General features: G+C 34.0%; 20 protein-coding genes. 9 read left to right on the top strand and 11 right to left on the bottom strand.

All coding sequences use genetic code 11. From position 1 onward, the window contains the following. Window positions 1-23: 23 nt before the first annotated feature. Together AC6EJB_RS08860 and AC6EJB_RS08855 are read right to left on the bottom strand one after the other, a co-directional pair. Entirely contained in the window at window positions 24-287 is a 264-nt protein-coding gene (locus AC6EJB_RS08860; protein WP_498491060.1) for a UPF0367 protein family, read from the bottom strand. An 84-nt stretch (window positions 288-371) separates the two neighbouring features. After that, entirely contained in the window at window positions 372-1,937 is a 1,566-nt protein-coding gene (locus AC6EJB_RS08855; protein ID WP_498491058.1) for an ArnT family glycosyltransferase, read from the bottom strand. A 143-nt stretch (window positions 1,938-2,080) separates the two neighbouring features. Here AC6EJB_RS08855 and cysK point away from each other — a divergent pair, with 143 nt between their 5' ends. Together cysK and AC6EJB_RS08845 are read left to right on the top strand one after the other, a co-directional pair. Continuing rightward, entirely contained in the window at window positions 2,081-3,049 is a 969-nt protein-coding gene (gene cysK / locus AC6EJB_RS08850) for a cysteine synthase A (RefSeq protein ID WP_498491056.1), read from the top strand. Window positions 3,050-3,067: 18 nt separating this feature from the next. Beyond that, complete coding sequence (locus AC6EJB_RS08845) at window positions 3,068-3,715, top strand: J domain-containing protein (RefSeq protein ID WP_498491054.1); 648 nt, start codon at window positions 3,068-3,070, stop codon at window positions 3,713-3,715. 21 nt (window positions 3,716-3,736) lie between these two features. Here AC6EJB_RS08845 and AC6EJB_RS08840 read toward each other — a convergent pair whose 3' ends face one another. After that, window positions 3,737-4,000: an NAD(P)H-quinone oxidoreductase subunit O gene (locus tag AC6EJB_RS08840; RefSeq protein ID WP_498491053.1), complete on the bottom strand. Its 264-nt coding sequence runs from the start codon at window positions 3,998-4,000 to the stop codon at window positions 3,737-3,739. A 189-nt stretch (window positions 4,001-4,189) separates the two neighbouring features. Between AC6EJB_RS08840 and AC6EJB_RS08835 the strand changes: the two genes are divergently transcribed. Continuing rightward, the gene (locus AC6EJB_RS08835; protein WP_498491052.1) at window positions 4,190-5,119 is read left to right on the top strand and encodes a TIGR01777 family oxidoreductase; all 930 of its coding nucleotides are present in this window, start codon (window positions 4,190-4,192) and stop codon (window positions 5,117-5,119) included. 28 nt (window positions 5,120-5,147) lie between these two features. On the opposite strand, the gene AC6EJB_RS08830 is transcribed toward AC6EJB_RS08835, so the two are convergent. Together AC6EJB_RS08830 and AC6EJB_RS08825 are read right to left on the bottom strand one after the other, a co-directional pair. Then, window positions 5,148-5,567: a tetratricopeptide repeat protein gene (locus AC6EJB_RS08830; RefSeq protein ID WP_269624105.1), complete on the bottom strand. Its 420-nt coding sequence runs from the start codon at window positions 5,565-5,567 to the stop codon at window positions 5,148-5,150. 29 nt (window positions 5,568-5,596) lie between these two features. After that, window positions 5,597-5,986, bottom strand: a complete 390-nt coding sequence (locus AC6EJB_RS08825) for a HesB/IscA family protein (RefSeq protein ID WP_498491051.1) — start codon at window positions 5,984-5,986, stop codon at window positions 5,597-5,599. 104 nt (window positions 5,987-6,090) lie between these two features. Here AC6EJB_RS08825 and zds point away from each other — a divergent pair, with 104 nt between their 5' ends. Further along, window positions 6,091-7,551 carry a 9,9'-di-cis-zeta-carotene desaturase gene (gene zds / locus AC6EJB_RS08820; protein ID WP_498491050.1) on the top strand — a complete coding sequence of 487 codons (1,461 nt, stop codon included), beginning with the start codon at window positions 6,091-6,093 and terminating at the stop codon, window positions 7,549-7,551. Between the two features lie 3 nt (window positions 7,552-7,554). Continuing rightward, entirely contained in the window at window positions 7,555-8,007 is a 453-nt protein-coding gene (locus AC6EJB_RS08815) for an SRPBCC family protein (RefSeq protein ID WP_498491049.1), read from the top strand. A 2-nt stretch (window positions 8,008-8,009) separates the two neighbouring features. On the opposite strand, the gene AC6EJB_RS08810 is transcribed toward AC6EJB_RS08815, so the two are convergent. The 4 genes from AC6EJB_RS08810 to AC6EJB_RS08795 form a co-directional block, all read right to left on the bottom strand. Then, complete coding sequence (locus tag AC6EJB_RS08810; RefSeq protein ID WP_498491048.1) at window positions 8,010-8,795, bottom strand: uroporphyrinogen-III synthase; 786 nt, start codon at window positions 8,793-8,795, stop codon at window positions 8,010-8,012. A gap of 100 nt (window positions 8,796-8,895) precedes the next feature. Further along, complete coding sequence (locus AC6EJB_RS08805; RefSeq protein ID WP_498491046.1) at window positions 8,896-10,527, bottom strand: glycoside hydrolase family 3 N-terminal domain-containing protein; 1,632 nt, start codon at window positions 10,525-10,527, stop codon at window positions 8,896-8,898. Window positions 10,528-10,544: 17 nt separating this feature from the next. Continuing rightward, on the bottom strand, window positions 10,545-10,928 hold the full coding sequence (gene rbfA, locus AC6EJB_RS08800) for a 30S ribosome-binding factor RbfA (RefSeq protein ID WP_498491044.1): 384 nt from the start codon (window positions 10,926-10,928) through the stop codon (window positions 10,545-10,547). Window positions 10,929-10,930: 2 nt separating this feature from the next. Further along, window positions 10,931-11,137, bottom strand: a complete 207-nt coding sequence (locus AC6EJB_RS08795; protein ID WP_498491043.1) for a DUF751 family protein — start codon at window positions 11,135-11,137, stop codon at window positions 10,931-10,933. 60 nt (window positions 11,138-11,197) lie between these two features. On the opposite strand from AC6EJB_RS08795, the gene AC6EJB_RS08790 reads away from it, so the two are divergent. Next, the gene (locus AC6EJB_RS08790) at window positions 11,198-11,926 is read left to right on the top strand and encodes a glutathione S-transferase family protein (RefSeq protein ID WP_498493011.1); all 729 of its coding nucleotides are present in this window, start codon (window positions 11,198-11,200) and stop codon (window positions 11,924-11,926) included. Here AC6EJB_RS08790 and AC6EJB_RS08785 read toward each other — a convergent pair. Next, window positions 11,904-12,635 carry a DUF6816 family protein gene (locus AC6EJB_RS08785; protein ID WP_498491041.1) on the bottom strand — a complete coding sequence of 244 codons (732 nt, stop codon included), beginning with the start codon at window positions 12,633-12,635 and terminating at the stop codon, window positions 11,904-11,906. The two genes, AC6EJB_RS08790 and AC6EJB_RS08785, sit on opposite strands and share 23 nt — an antisense overlap. On the opposite strand from AC6EJB_RS08785, the gene AC6EJB_RS08780 reads away from it, so the two are divergent. Continuing rightward, complete coding sequence (locus AC6EJB_RS08780; protein ID WP_498491039.1) at window positions 12,634-12,897, top strand: CRR7 family NDH-1 assembly protein; 264 nt, start codon at window positions 12,634-12,636, stop codon at window positions 12,895-12,897. The genes AC6EJB_RS08785 and AC6EJB_RS08780 overlap by 2 nt on opposite strands. On the opposite strand, the gene AC6EJB_RS08775 is transcribed toward AC6EJB_RS08780, so the two are convergent. After that, window positions 12,851-13,447 (bottom strand): shikimate kinase, encoded by a 597-nt coding sequence (locus AC6EJB_RS08775; RefSeq protein ID WP_498491037.1) that lies wholly within the window; start codon window positions 13,445-13,447, stop codon window positions 12,851-12,853. The two genes, AC6EJB_RS08780 and AC6EJB_RS08775, sit on opposite strands and share 47 nt — an antisense overlap. 52 nt (window positions 13,448-13,499) lie before the next feature. Here AC6EJB_RS08775 and AC6EJB_RS08770 point away from each other — a divergent pair, with 52 nt between their 5' ends. Both AC6EJB_RS08770 and AC6EJB_RS08765 read left to right on the top strand, forming a co-directional pair. Beyond that, entirely contained in the window at window positions 13,500-14,426 is a 927-nt protein-coding gene (locus AC6EJB_RS08770; RefSeq protein WP_498491035.1) for a 6-carboxytetrahydropterin synthase, read from the top strand. Next, window positions 14,427-15,104: a RibD family protein gene (locus AC6EJB_RS08765; protein WP_498491033.1), complete on the top strand. Its 678-nt coding sequence runs from the start codon at window positions 14,427-14,429 to the stop codon at window positions 15,102-15,104. The last annotated feature ends 14 nt before the right edge of the window (window positions 15,105-15,118 follow it).

The raw sequence follows: 15,118 nt of genomic DNA, 5'->3' as shown, positions 1-15,118 counted from the left end.
AATTGAACCACTCCTACTTAATCTTAATTCTCAAATGAAAATCCTGGACGCTTACTACTACCACTGCTACTTGCTTTTTCATAAATTTGTACGGCTATAATTTCACTAGTAAGAACAGTAATTTTTTTATCTTCAACTTTTTCACAAGTCAATTCTATTACCTTTTGATTACCATTTTGGATAGTATCTTTGACTTCATTATAAAGCCTTTGAGCAGTTTCATGCTCTTTTCTCTGTACTATTAAAGGTAAGGGACTTAATTTAATAGTAAGCTCAATAGAATACACTTTAGAAAATTCAATAGTTATTTGATTCTTACAAACCAAAGCAGAATAAGTGAAGAATATGTTAATAATAAAATTTAATTTAATTTAATCATTACATGTATAAAGATCCCAATCATTAGTTTCCTTAATCGCAATGCATTTCATTTGATTCTTATCGTCTAAACTTTTGATTTGTTTTTGCGCGTACCAATTCAAACTAGGCCGCTCAAAGCTATTTCTAATATAAATATTTTCATCAGGGAACTTAGATATAAATTCAGCTACAGGTCTTACATCCCAATTTTCATTTATTTCCCATAACCAAAAGTCAGATCTAACAAATAAAAATAAACCAATTGTGCTTCCTAAAATTATTCCAATAAAACCAGCTTTTCTTATATTCCTTCTAGAATTTGCTAATAAAATTCCTCCAATAAACCAACTTGCACTTATCCAAAAAATTATATTGAAGTCGCCCTCACCCCAATTGAAAAAGTTTAATTTGACCAGCAAAGAAAATGTAAATATACATAATCCAAGTAAAGACATAATATAAGGTATTTTTCTTAATATTGTTTTCAAAAATTGATACTTACTGTCTTGCCTTTGAATTAACCAAGATACTGGAGGGCCACACAATAAAGCAAAAGGTAACCAAAATGGATGAATATACCAGGGCAATTGCATTTTTAGAGGGAAAATACTTCCTGCAATAACTAACTGCGTAGTTAAAGCCCAAATCCCCCATCGAGTATTGAGACTAGAGCATGCCCATAAAAAACCAATTGGCCATACAAGAATCCAAGGCCAACCCCCTTCAAATATTTCAATTATTGGGACAAGAACACCAAGCTCACTACCAGAACCTTTCTCAAATAGAACTCTCCCTGCTCCATCTCCCCACCACAACCATAAGGCACCTTTACCGTATGATAATAGATTCCATAAATGCCAAGCAAAACCAGGGATTAACCCGTAAATGAACCATATCCATGAGAGATTATTTATAATTTTTTTTGATATGTTTTCCCAAATTAAAGGTAATAAACACGCAAATAAAGCAGGAATAAGGACAGGAGCTTTAAGTAAAAGTATGAAACTACATGTAAATCCTGCTCCTAAAAAATTATATTTAGTTGACCTATTCGTTTTTATTGATGATAAGCAAAACCACAAAAGTGCAATAGCACTGAGCTGAGTCCCATCAAGCATTGCCATTCTTCCATACCTAATGATAGGTAATAAAGTCAATAAAATTGCTGAAGTAGTAATGCAAGCTATTCGATCTTTAGGGCGCAAATTCCACTGAATCAATCCACCCAATGGAACAACAAAAGTAGATAAGAGTGCTGGAAAAAATCTTATACAAAATTCAGAGGGCAATAAATCAAAATTATTTTGAAAATCAGCCCTAATTCCAATAGCAAAAGATATTATCCAATGCAAACCAGGAGGTTTATTTAGATATGGTTTATCCCAGATGGAGGGTAACAATCTATCTAGTCCACTTTTTTGGTTCAATTCCAAAGCAACTCTTGCCACTGTTGCTTCATCAAAATCTCTTAAAGGCAAATTCCCAAGAGAGACAAATGCAATTCCACAAGCTATGGTCCAAAAAAGAAAAATCCACAGGATTGGAGGTTTAATGTTTTGGGAAATGCTCTCAGTCAATATCAAAAAATTATTCCATCTATTTATATCTCTAAAAGATCAATAAAGCTTTTGCAAAACAAATGTGCAAGCATTATGAAAAAAGAATTGAATTACTAAATAACTTTTGCCTCGACACAGATTATGGTTTGTAAAATAAGATCATGCCAATTGCTAATGATATAACTGCTTTAGTTGGCCAAACACCTCTGGTCAAACTAAATCGATTACCAAATGAATCTAATTGCAAGGCAGAAATCATTGCTAAATTAGAAAGTTTCAACCCTACTGCATCTGTCAAAGATCGCATAGCTGGCGCAATGGTGAAATCGGCTGAAAAAGAAGGCACAATTAAAGCTGGACAGACTGTTCTTATAGAGCCAACTAGCGGTAACACAGGCATCGCATTGGCCATGGTGGCTGCATCAAAAGGATACCGACTCATCCTTACAATGCCTGACACGATGAGTACTGAGAGACGCTCAATGTTAAGAGCATTTGGAGCAGAGCTTCAATTAACTCCTGGCAAGGAAGGGATCCAAGGTGCTATCAAACTAGCTAAAGAATTAGTGGCTTCAATACCTAATTCGTATTTGCTTCAGCAATTTGATAACTTATCTAATCCTGAAATTCATGAAAAAACTACCGCTGAAGAGATATGGGAAGATTGCGAAGGAAAACTTGATGGATTAGTTGCTGGAGTAGGAACGGGAGGAACAATTACAGGTTGTGCCAGATTTTTAAAACGAAAAAATCCAAATATTAAGATTTTTGCAGTTGAGCCTTCATCTAGTTCTGTTCTCTCAGGAGGCAATCCAGGATCCCATGCTATTCAAGGTATCGGTGCTGGTTTTATACCTAATGTGTTAGATATGAGTCAAATTGATGAAGTAGTAAAAATCAAAGATGAGGAGGCAATGGCAATAGGAAGAAAACTTGCAAAAGTAGAAGGATTACTAAGTGGTGTAAGCAGTGGAGCTGCAGTAGCGGCAGCACTAAAAATCGGCAGCCAATCTGAATTTCACAAAAAGCGCTTAGTTGTAATTTTGCCAAGCTTTGGTGAAAGATATCTTTCAACAACTATGTTTACTTCTATCCCTACAAACCTAGTTAAAGGTAATGAGTATCTCTAAAAAAATAATCTCTAAACCATGAGTAATGATCCATATCAAATATTAAAAGTTAAGCCCACTGCAAACTTAGAGGATATTAAAAAAGCATATATAGAACTTGTTAAAATACATCATCCAGATAAAGGAGGAGATGCAAAAGTAATTCTAGAAATAAACGCAGCTTGGGAAATATTAAAGAAAAAACACAAAGATTTAAATCCATTCAATATTCCTAAAAAATATAAGCAAGATACTTATAAAAAAGAAACTAATCATTATTCTAAATCCGAAGATATAAAAGATTGGTTTCAAATTATATATCTACCTATTGATAAATTACTTGGAGAAATAATAAATCCCTTATCATCCAAAATTAAAGACTTATCAGGCGATCCTTATGATGAATTTCTCATGGATTCTTTCTGCTCATATCTTGAAAAAAGTAAAAATAAAATTAAAAAAGTGAAGAAAATCTATTCTTCTATAGTGACCCCTTCTATTTTAAGAGATTTTAGTTTAGATCTTTATCATTGCTTCTCTCAAGTTGATGATGGGCTTAATGAATTAGAACGTTATACAATGGGATATGTGGATAATTATCTACATGATGGCAGGTCAATGATATCAGCAGCAAGGAGAAAAAGAAAACTTTTACAATCTAATAAAAAAGAATGGCTTATATTATAAATAAAATCTATAATTAATTGACTAATATGAAATCAAGTGATCTAACGATATCCAAACATCTGGAACTGGTCTTCTCCATCTGACTTGACAGTAATCACCTTTAATTAGTAAAACTTCTGCTGGACCTTGAAAAATATATTCAGGTAAATTTTTATCGCTTGCTTTAGATTCTAAACTATTTATATATTGTTCACGGTCAACTTTTACTAGGTCTCCTTTTCTTAATTTCTTAATAATCTTTTGAGGTAATTTCGAATCATCAACTTTTTCGGTTTGTTCAGACATTTTAAATAATTAATAAAAAACGGCTAATGGCTTAATTCAAAGATTTAAGAAAACATTAGCAGTAAATACAAAGTAGTAAAAATCATATCATTAGGTAATAAAGATTCTACAACCAAAATATTCTTGATTGACTAAGACCATCAGTTAATCAAAATCCCTCTAAGCTGATCAAATCTAATTAGAGAAATCATGAAATTACTACTTACTGGATGCACTGGTTTTATCGGAAGAGAATTAATTCCTTTACTAAGTAGAGAAGGACACAACCTCACAGTCATATCTAGACAATCCAAAGCGAAGCTAAAAGCCATAGCTAATGACCAAAGCATCAATGTCATACAAATGAATCCAGCGGAGTCTTCGTCTTGGGATCAAGAAGAAATTCAAACTTGCCTTAAAAGCTGCGAAGGGGTGATCAATCTCGCTGGCGAACCTATTGCTGAAAAAAGATGGACAACCGATCACTGTAAACAAATTACTAATAGTCGCATAGAGACAACAAAGAATCTGATTAAAAACCTTCGAAATCTTAGAAAACCCCCCAAAGTGCTTATTAATGCATCGGCAATTGGTTTTTATGGCTCAAATCCTCAAACTGAATTCAATGAAGACAATATTCAAGGTAACGATTTTCTAGCAAATCTCTGTAAAGAATGGGAATCTAGTGCCAAAAGCAAACCAAGAGCGACTCGCCTTCTAATTGTAAGAATTGGCATCGTATTAGCCAAAGATGGCGGAGCACTAGGAAAAATGCTTCCAATTTTTAGAGCAGGTCTTGGAGGTCCTATAGGAGATGGAAAACAATGGATGAGCTGGATACACAGAACAGATCTTTGTAATCTTATTAACGAAAGTGTAAAGAATTCTGCTTGGTCTGGGGTTGTCAATGGGGTTGCACCAAATCCTGTACGAATGAATGAATTCTCTAATTCACTTGGTCAAGCACTTGGCAGACCAAGTCTTCTAGCAGTACCAGGGCCAATATTGAAGTTAATTTTAGGAGATGGCGCTCGTGTCGTCTTAGAGGGACAAAATGTCAAACCTCAAAGATTGAAAAAACTCAAATTTAAATTCAGTTTCCCCACAATTAATGACGCTTTTAAAGCAATATTATCTTAAAAATTATTTGATGAGATCTAATTAGAAATCAAAGATCTAACCAATTTTTGATTTTAAGTAATGTTTTCCAATTAGGTTTCCGTGAGAGACCATCTTCAAATGATTCTTTTAATTCTTTTTCTAATTCAGGAAGAACGAACATAGCCCTTTTCACATAATCAATATGATCTCTAACTCCTTTAGAATTAGTCTCTAACAAGGCAAGACTTAAATTTATTCTTGACTGTGGATCTTGACCGTTAAGTTTCACGGCATATCGCGCAGACCGCAAGGCTTCCTGAGGCGAATCACATAACAACTGCAGCCAAGACAAGCATGTCCATGCAGCAGCATTATTTGGAGTAGTAGAAGTTATTTTCTGAAAATCTTCAATCAATTCATCTGCTGGTGAACCAGCTTTATAGCGATTTAGAGCCTCTTCAAAAAGACTTTCCTCTGATTGATCCATTGTTAATTTTTATATTCTTTTAGTTAAAGTTAAACTGCAAAGGAACTTCCACAGCCACAAGTTTGTGATGCATTAGGATTAGTAAAGTTAAAGCCTCCACCAATTAAATCTGTACTGAAATCTAACTGCATACCATATATATACAAAAGACTCTTGGGATCACAAATCACTTTAAAAGAGCTGCCACCTACTGAATATTCATAAACTTCATCATCTTTTTGAATCTCATCAGCGGACACAAAATCCATTGTGTAACTCATACCACTGCATCCTCCTGAACGCACTCCAACTCTCAATAGTTTCCCTGAACCTTGTTCTTTGCAAAGTCTAGCTAACTGATCTAATGCAGGAGTTGTGATAAGTACTCCCTTGCCACCTTGAGCTTTATGAGTTTCGGGCGGTGCGTTTGATTCACTCATTGTTTTTCTGAACTTTAATAACACTCTATTAATTATATTCGATTTTAAAAGTGCCAAAAACGAGTTTTTATTCATAGAGTTAGTGTATCCATCTAATTAAACGAGTGAAAATCGCAATAATAGGTGCAGGTTTAGCAGGATTGACTGCTGCAGTTGACCTTGTTGATGAAGGACATGAGGTCGACCTATATGAGGCAAAACCATTTATTGGAGGTAAAGTTGGAAGCTGGGAAGATTCCGATGGCAATCATATAGAGATGGGCTTGCATGTGTTCTTTTTCAACTATGCCAATCTGTTTGCCTTAATGAGAAAAGTAGGGGCATTTGAAAATCTTTTACCAAAAGACCACACTCACCTTTTTGTTAACAAGGGCGGTGACATCAAGTCACTTGATTTTCGATTTTTTGCAGGAGCTCCTTTCAACGGTTTAAAAGCCTTCTTCACTACACCTCAATTAAATTGGATTGACAAACTAAGGAATGCTCTTGCTCTTGGGACAAGTCCAATTGTGAGAGGGCTTATTGACTATGAGGGGGCGATGAAAACAATACGCTCACTTGATTCCATAAGCTTTAAACAATGGTTCTTAAATCATGGAGGAAGCCTAAATAGTATAGAAAGGATGTGGAATCCCATTGCATATGCTCTGGGATTCATTGATTGCGAAGCTATTTCAGCCAGATGCATGCTTACCATCTTTATGATGTTCGCTTCAAAAACAGAGGCATCCAAGCTCAACCTATTGAAGGGCTCACCACACAAATGGCTCACGAAGCCAATACTCAATTACATTGAACAAAGAGGTGGAAAACTTCACTTAGAGAATATTGTTAAAGAAATTCATTCAGAGGATTCCGACCAACCATGCGTGACTGGATTAACTCTTCAAACTCCAGATGGTGAACAAAAAATTAAAGCAGACAAATATTTAGCTGCTTGCGATGTATCTGGTATTAAAAGAATAATTCCTAGATCATGGAGACGTTTTAAAGAGTTTGACTCACTTTTCAATCTTGATGCTGTACCAGTCGCAACGGTACAACTTAGATACGATGGCTGGGTAACAGAGATTAATAATAAAAAAGCTCAAATTAATCTAAAAAGTCCATCTGGTTTAGACAATTTGCTATACACAGCCGATGCTGATTTTAGTTGTTTTGCTGATTTAGCCTTATCAAGCCCAGAAGACTATAAAAAAGATGGTCAGGGCTCACTACTTCAATGTGTTTTAACGCCTGGAGATCCCTGGATTACCAAGCCCTCAGATGAAATTGTAAAACATACTGATCTACAGGTAAGGACACTTTTCCCTTCTTCCAAAGGCTTGCAGCTTTTATGGAGCAATGTGGTCAAAGTTTCTCATTCTCTCTACAGAGAGGCACCTGGAATGGAACCATATAGACCAGATCAAAAAACCTCTTTTAGTAATTTCTTCTTAGCAGGCAGTTACACAAAACAGGATTACATTGACTCTATGGAAGGAGCAACAATGAGTGGTCATCTTGCTGCTTCAGCAATGCTCTCAAAGTCTGTTTCACTAGCAAAAAATTCTTCGGTTGCTTGAGAAATGGGAAAGTGGCTTGATCACACAGTGATAAGTGAAATTCATGCTCCAGTTGAACTTGTCTGGAAGTTTTGGAGTGATTTAGATTCGATGCCTTTGTGGATGACTTGGATTGAATCGGTTAAGACAGTCGATGAAAAAACCTCGACACTTCCTGATTTAACAGAATGGACACTTGCAGCTAATGGCTTTCGTTTTAAATGGAAAGCTCAAATCACTGAGAGAGTAGAAGCAGAGAAATTGGAATGGAAATCAGTTGGTGGTTTACTTACCAAGGGTTCAGTACGCTTTTACAATGAAGAGAGCACTAAAACTGTGGTTAAATTAAAAATATCTTATGAATTACCTCAAGTTTTAGCAAATCTAATGAAAGAAAATATTCTTGGAGGAATGGTCACAAAAGAATTACAAAAAAATCTTGATGGTTTTAAAGATCTTGTCGAAAAATCTGCATAAATTTAATTAAATTGTAATTCCAAACAAGCTTTTAATAATCCATCTAGATCATGTGGATAAGCCTCTTTATCAGGTTTTCTAATATGGTTTTTACAGCTAATAGTTGTTTGGGGTCCAATCGAAACAAGTTTAATCCTTTCGATTAATGTCAACCAATTTTCACCAAAGTATTTTTTAAATAAGCTGACAGTATTTTTTACTGTTTTACCACTAGTAAAAGCAATAATATCTATTTCCCCAGTATTCAAAGCCTCTATAGTCTTTTGAGGCATATCTTTAGGACAAGAAGATTCATAAGCAGCTACTTCAGTAACTTCTGCTCCTTTTAATTTAAAAGAGTCAAATAATATTGATCTACCTCCGGTTTGTACTCTCGGAATGAATAGTTTTAAACCTTTTGGATTCTGAGGGAAATATTCAACCAAGCTATCTGCAACAAAACTAGGAGGAACAAAACTAATCTTTGCATCAATATCTGATAACAAAGAAGCTGTTTTTCTACCGACAGCAGCAATTTGAATAGTCTTGGGAATTTTCGATAAAGATAATCCTATTTCTTTCAGTCTATCTTCAACATTTCTAACACCATTTGAGCTAGAAAAAATGATCCAGTCAAAGGTAGCAATTTCCTTTAAGGCATCATCTAAAGGAGCCCAGTCATCTGGAGGTCCAATCACTAATGAAGGAAGATCGAATACCTCAGCTCCATTTTCTCGAAAGATCTTACGAGCCTCTGAAATCTGTTCTTTGGCACGAGTAATAATTATCTTCTTGTCGGTTAAAGCCATTTCTATATGCTTCTTTCTAGGAAGTCTAAAGAATCACTATGCAATTATTTAAACAATGATAAGGTTTTTCTTAAGTACTAGATTCTCTATTAAACAATTTTCAATCAGTAAATTCTTTACTTGATTTTTCATCAACTTCCTTTTGAACTATTTTTGATTGCAAAATACGACTTAAAATTTGAGTTTGTGCCTCCTCTATTTGACTAGGACTATAAGCTAAAGGGATAGATTCATGAATATTTTTCTTTATTTTATCATATAAATATGGACATCCATATATTACAATTCCTGATAATCTTTCCTCAATTTCTAAATTTTTTATAGCGTCTATCCAATGATCATTATGATATTCTGATCCTATAAATGGTTTACCTCTTACAAAAAGCTGAAGAAGAATTTTACTATTACCAAATCGCCCTAATTCTAAAAACCTTTTATTACTATCTTGCCATGGACTGATGCCTAGTGGATGTATAATTAAATTTCTAAAGCCTACTGCCTTAGGTAAATTTAATGCAGGGAAAAACTTGTTAGAAGCTTGATCAAAATTGTCAACCTGTATGAGATTAATATCATTAACTTTAGCCTTTATAGTACTTTCTCCTCTTAAGCAAATTGAATTTTTTATTATAGAATTACTAAATCTATAAGCATCAACTAAAAATTTAGTCTTAACATCTTCATGCTTCAATTCTTCTACTAAATCATTTTCATTACTAATTAAATCAAGTTGTTTTTTTCTTCTTTCTCTAGACATATGCAACTTTTCTAAAGAAATTTTTTCTGAATAAAAAGCATCAGTAAGAGAATCAATTGCCTCGCCAATATTTTTTGGCATCATAATCAAATCAATTCCTGCATCGAAAGCCATTACTGCAGCTTTACCACTACTATATTTATTAGATATTGCATTCATAACTAAAGCATCGCTGACGATTAAACCATCATATTTAAATTTGATACGTAATAATTCAGTAACCAGTCTTTTTGAAAGTGTTGCAGGATAAATAGGATCAATCTTTGGAAAAAGTAAATGCCCAATCATGACACTATTAACTCCTTGGTTGATTAAAGATTCAAATGGAATCAATTCAAATTTCTCTAATTTAGATAAGTCATTATGTATTTCTGGCAAATCCAAGTGAGAATCAACTTCGGAATTTCCATGCCCGGGAAAATGTTTCGCACAAGTCAGTATTTTTGATCTAGAAACACCTCTCTGAAAAGCACAAGTTAAACTTTTTACTGTTTCAGCCTCTTCTCCCCAAGCTCTTAGATTTATAACCGGATTATTTGAATTGTTATTGATATCGCAGACTGGTGCTAATAGCCAATTCAAACCAATATTTTTTGCTTCTTTAGCTGTAAAATACCCTATTTTCTCAGCAATAGATATTCCTAAATTATGATCTTTTTTATAAATCTGAGCGATACCCATTGGAGGAATGAACTTTGTTCCTCCATGAAATCTTTGACCAACACCTTCCTCAATATCAGCACACAAGAGAAGGCGTTTACCAGACCATTTTTTTAAGATATTGCAACGAATTTCTAATTCTTTTACTGTTCCTCCTAGAAAAATAACTCCGCCAACACCTTCTTCTAAAAGTCTCTTTAGACTTGAATTAGATTCCTCTAAGTTAGGATATAAACGTTGTGAATCAAGATTAAATCCACTTGCTCGAACTATAAATAATTCAGCAACTTGTCTTCTAAGATCAGATTTATTCATCAAAAATTTTGATTAATCTATAAGTCTTTACTTTTGTCTTTTCTGTTTCGTTCAAGCTCCAATGAATTGAGAAGATCTAAAACTGCTGGACCTTTTGTCATTCCTTTATCAATCTTAAAAACAAGCTCAGGAGATCTTCTCATTTGAAGCCTTCGAGCAAGCTCAGCACGAACAAATCCCTTCGCTTCCTCTAAACCCAATAGTACTTCAGCTTTTTTTTTGTCTTCACCAAAAAGACTTATAAAAATTTTTGCATGTTGCAAGTCACCTGAGACTTCAACAGATGTAATCGTAATCATAGCTTGATGAATTCTTTCATCTCTAACACCATGGACTAAAAGTTCACTAACTTCTCTTTTAAGTAAAGCTGCTAACTTTTCTACCCTTCTTGAATTAGCCATAACTAAGTAATTGGTACCGGAAAAGCCATAGCCTTTAATAAGAAAATTATTGTCAGAAGTCCACTTAACAATGCCCCAACGAGAGCAATCGCTGTGATCGGATTACTACCTCTTTTAATTAATGGAGAAAGTGCAGCAGTGAAAACCCCCAAAACTATGGTGATGAGATATTTGGGATATCTAGAAACATTAGAAAAAAACTCACCCATTTTTCACCACCAAAAGACTGAATTAATAGCTACTCTGCTAACCATTTGAAAGAACATAAAATGTTGGAGCTTCATCAATTTAGGCACTCACCTTATTGTTTAAAAGTAAGAATGGCTTTAGCTGCTAAAAAGCTTGAATATAGAACCGTTGAGATAACTCCAGCCATAGGGCAAATAGATATCTTTCAAAAAACAGGGCAAAGAAAATTACCCGTGCTTTTTGATAAGGAAACAACAATCCATGACTCAAGTTCAATAATACGACACTTAGAGAAAATTGAAATAGAACCAAAATTAATTCCAGAGGATGAAAAGAAAGCTTCTCAAGCCCAAATAATTGAGAATTGGGCAGATACAACTTTGGCAAAATCAATAAAAATTATCTTTTTAGAAGAACTTACGAAGAATCCAAAATTGATTTCCTCTTTATTTCCCAACGAAATTTCGGATTCTATGAAAAAACTTCTTTTTAATCTTCCTACAAAGATTACTAGTCAGATATCTGGATTAATAAACCAGAAAGAGAAGGAATCTCTAAAATCAAATTTAGAGTATCTATCAAATTTAATTGATCAAGAAAACTATCTTATTGGAGAAAAGCTTTCTATTGCTGATATTGGCGTAGCATCACACTTATCGCTACTCAAATTTCCAAATTCATCTGGAGAAAATCTTACAGGCAAAGGTTGTTCTTTATACATAAATGATCCAAGTCTTAAAAATCTTTTCAACTGGCGAGACTCAATTGAAGATCAATTGGAAAAAATTAATAATCATAGCTCTTTCTAAGTATTAATTTAGATTTCTCTGTTTTAATAGGCAAAGAAATCAAATTTTGCCCAGGTTGATTGTAAATCGCCTGAAATTGTTCTCCGCAAATATTAAAATCACTCAAATTTATTTCATCAGTTTTATTAGATCCGCATTTTTTAAATTCAGTTAATGTTTCGACCTGGCTAACACGGCTAAATTCTGGAGTATGTAAAATTTGTAAAATTAATTCATCAGTAATAAAAATATTATTGTCTATTTTCTCTTGAAGTCTGCCTATAATTTTTGTCTCTAAATACCTATCTTCCGTTAATTTAGCAAACTGACGATTAGGAGATTTAGGATCATTCTTTACTGATAAAAAACCACCAGTCTTTGTGCTCAAAGCATAAGCCTGAGTGTTGTATTCACGGTCAGCAACTAAATCACCAGCGGTGTTTTGAATAAATTTAGCTGAATGAGTAATAGGTTCTTGATTCTGCTCACTTTCTATCTCGCTAGTAACATTCCATACACCTTCAAACCAATCAGGGTAAATTAAATCATCTTTCAATCTTGGGCGCTTAATAGCAGAAGGAAGTCGCCAATCAGGCCAGATTAATTTGCGTTCGGAAAGCTTAGATGATTGAAAATTCTTTATTTCAAGAATACTGTCAGCGAGTATTGGACCTGTGTAAGTAAAAATAATTAAAATAGAAATCAAAAAAAAGAAAAGTTTCTGTCTCATGTCTGATCCGTTAATTAGAGAAATGGATAATTATGTTGTTTTGGTTCCTGGCGAAAGTGAACAATTCCTGGATAAAGAACAAACTCTTTTATGGCTTCAATCTTGGTTAAATAAATTCGATTCTTTACCATTAGATCTTGAGTGTAAGTCTTCAATAGCAGAAGCTGCGCAACATTTGCTTGATACAGCCTGCGACCTAGAAATCAAAAAAGGTTTTACAATTCAATGGTACGCTGTTCGGCTTGAGTCTCCGGGTCAATAAGGATGCTTGGCAAATGTTCAGCGATCATAGTTGCGACCTCATATGGAGATTGATCCTCAATTTCTATTCTCAAATCTGACTCTGAATATATTGGTTTTCTACTTTCATAAATCTGACTAAAATTCTCAGCTAAATCATCCCCAATTAGTAAGGGGCGTTTCTTTTTATCACTTTCTAATCGTTGAATTGAACGTTTTAAATCAAGATCTAACCAAATAACTATTCCTTGATGAAGAATACCCCAGTTTTCAGGCAATGTAACTAAACCACCTCCCGTAGCAATTACAAGCGAATGATGTTGACTAATTTCTTTTAAAACTTTTTTTTCAACATCCCTAAAGACTTTTTCTCCATCTTTTTCAAAAATAGATGAGATAGATTGCTTAGAAGCTTTTTCTATAACATCATCAGTATCAACAAAAGCATAATTGATCATTTTTGCTAGAACTGGTCCCGCTTGACTTTTGCCAGAACCCATCATTCCTATTAAAAATAGATTTCGACCACCTAACTTTTCTTTAAGAGTTTCAAGGGTTGATTGAACGGCCATAAAGACAGAAGTAACTAAAAGTTATTAGGATGTGTATTGATGTGAAAAATTTATGGAAGCGATCACATCTAATTTCCCTCACGGAGAGGGCAGAAGCTGTGTAATTACAAGGCGAGCCTGCTTTAGCGCAAGCCACCTTTATAGGCTTCCTGAATTATCTGATGATGATAATTCAGCTTTGTTTGGCCCATGCTCAATAGCTCCTGGCCACGGACATAATTACGAGTTAATCGTAACCATGGAAGGAGATCTTAATAAATATGGTATGGTCCTAAACCTTTCAGATGTAAAACATGCAATAAAAAATGAAGTAACAAGTCAACTTGACTTTCGTTTTTTAAATGACACATGGCCAGAGTTTGACCTTTCTAAGCCAGAAGGTTGTCTTCCCACAACTGAAAGTTTAGTTCGTATTATATGGGAGCGTCTTAAATCTCACTTACCCCTAAAATCTCTTCGTCTATACGAAAACCTAAAACTCTGGGCTGATTATCAAGGAAATTCTATGGATGCTTATTTAACAGTTCAAACACACTTTTCAGCTGCTCATCGCTTAGCTAGAGAAGACCTACCTCAAACTGAAAACGAAAAAATATTCGGAAAATGTGCTCGACCTAATGGACATGGTCACAATTACTTAGTAGATATAACTGTCAAAGGAAAGATTAATCCTAGAACAGGAATGATATGTGATTTATCAGCATTAAATAGTTTAATAAATGATTTAATTGTAGAGCCTTTTGACCATACCTTTTTAAATAAAGATATTCCTTATTTTGCAAATTGCGTACCTACAGCTGAAAATATTGCATTACACATTTCAGATAAATTAACTAATCCAATTAATGCTATTGGGGCTAATTTATATAAGATAAAACTTCAAGAAAGTCCAAATAATGCAGCTGAAGTTTATGCAAACGTACCTGAATCTAAGATCGATACTAAGGACTCAAAGAATCAGGTTGGTTTGCTGAGATAATTGAAAAAAAAATGGGTTAAGTTAGTTTTAGCTTCCAGTATTGATGGACGTATCGCATATCCAGAGGGAGGGAAAACACAATTAGGTCAATCTGGTGATCGTTTAGTTTTAGAAGAATCACTTGCTTGGTCAGATGGGATTTTAATGGGAGGGCAAACGCTGAGAGATCATCAATCAATTTGTATCATTAAAAATAAAAGCTTGTTAAAGCAAAGAACTTCAGAAGGAAAGAAAGAACAGCCAATTGCTCTTATAGCTAGCAATCAAATAGATTTTCCAGAAAATTGGCTTTTTTTTCAACAACCTCTTCAAAAATGGTTAATCCAATCGCAAGATAAAGAAAATGAAATTATGCTTCCTAATAGATTCGATAAAAAAATAATTTTAAAGAGCACTTGGCGTGATTCTCTTGATGATTTGTATCAAAAAGGAATTGCAAAAATTGTATTACTAGGAGGCGCAAATCTTATTTCAGCCTTTCTTTTAGAGGATCTAATAGATGAATTACAAATCACCATTACACCTCTTGTTATAGGAGGGGATTACTGCTGGGTTTCATCTGAATTAAGAAACTTAAATACAATTATGAATAAAAAAAATAACTGGATTCTAAAAGAAAGTAAAAAGCTCGGTAATAATGAATTACTTATCAGATATTTTAGAAATAATTTATCCTAAATATAGAATTAGTA

This window comes from Prochlorococcus sp. G4PB17 (assembly GCF_059772445.1).
The sequence above is the reverse complement of the archived record's forward strand: the minus strand, read 5'-3'. Positions and strand labels throughout refer to the sequence as shown.

Bases quoted from the DNA above. Each gene is read 5' to 3' on its own strand.
- cysK (WP_498491056.1), top strand. From the start codon at position 2,081: ATGCCAATTGCTAATGATATAACTGCTTTAGTTGGCCAAACACCTCTG.
- AC6EJB_RS08845 (WP_498491054.1), top strand. From the start codon at position 3,068: ATGAGTAATGATCCATATCAAATATTAAAAGTTAAGCCCACTGCAAAC.
- AC6EJB_RS08840 (WP_498491053.1), bottom strand. From the start codon at position 4,000: ATGTCTGAACAAACCGAAAAAGTTGATGATTCGAAATTACCTCAAAAG.
- AC6EJB_RS08835 (WP_498491052.1), top strand. From the start codon at position 4,190: ATGAAATTACTACTTACTGGATGCACTGGTTTTATCGGAAGAGAATTA.
- AC6EJB_RS08830 (WP_269624105.1), bottom strand. From the start codon at position 5,567: ATGGATCAATCAGAGGAAAGTCTTTTTGAAGAGGCTCTAAATCGCTAT.
- AC6EJB_RS08825 (WP_498491051.1), bottom strand. From the start codon at position 5,986: ATGAGTGAATCAAACGCACCGCCCGAAACTCATAAAGCTCAAGGTGGC.
- AC6EJB_RS08815 (WP_498491049.1), top strand. From the start codon at position 7,555: ATGGGAAAGTGGCTTGATCACACAGTGATAAGTGAAATTCATGCTCCA.
- AC6EJB_RS08810 (WP_498491048.1), bottom strand. From the start codon at position 8,795: ATGGCTTTAACCGACAAGAAGATAATTATTACTCGTGCCAAAGAACAG.
- AC6EJB_RS08805 (WP_498491046.1), bottom strand. From the start codon at position 10,527: ATGAATAAATCTGATCTTAGAAGACAAGTTGCTGAATTATTTATAGTT.
- rbfA (WP_498491044.1), bottom strand. From the start codon at position 10,928: ATGGCTAATTCAAGAAGGGTAGAAAAGTTAGCAGCTTTACTTAAAAGA.
- AC6EJB_RS08795 (WP_498491043.1), bottom strand. From the start codon at position 11,137: ATGGGTGAGTTTTTTTCTAATGTTTCTAGATATCCCAAATATCTCATC.
- AC6EJB_RS08790 (WP_498493011.1), top strand. From the start codon at position 11,198: ATGTTGGAGCTTCATCAATTTAGGCACTCACCTTATTGTTTAAAAGTA.
- AC6EJB_RS08780 (WP_498491039.1), top strand. From the start codon at position 12,634: ATGTCTGATCCGTTAATTAGAGAAATGGATAATTATGTTGTTTTGGTT.
- AC6EJB_RS08785 (WP_498491041.1), bottom strand. From the start codon at position 12,635: ATGAGACAGAAACTTTTCTTTTTTTTGATTTCTATTTTAATTATTTTT.
- AC6EJB_RS08775 (WP_498491037.1), bottom strand. From the start codon at position 13,447: ATGGCCGTTCAATCAACCCTTGAAACTCTTAAAGAAAAGTTAGGTGGT.
- AC6EJB_RS08770 (WP_498491035.1), top strand. From the start codon at position 13,500: ATGGAAGCGATCACATCTAATTTCCCTCACGGAGAGGGCAGAAGCTGT.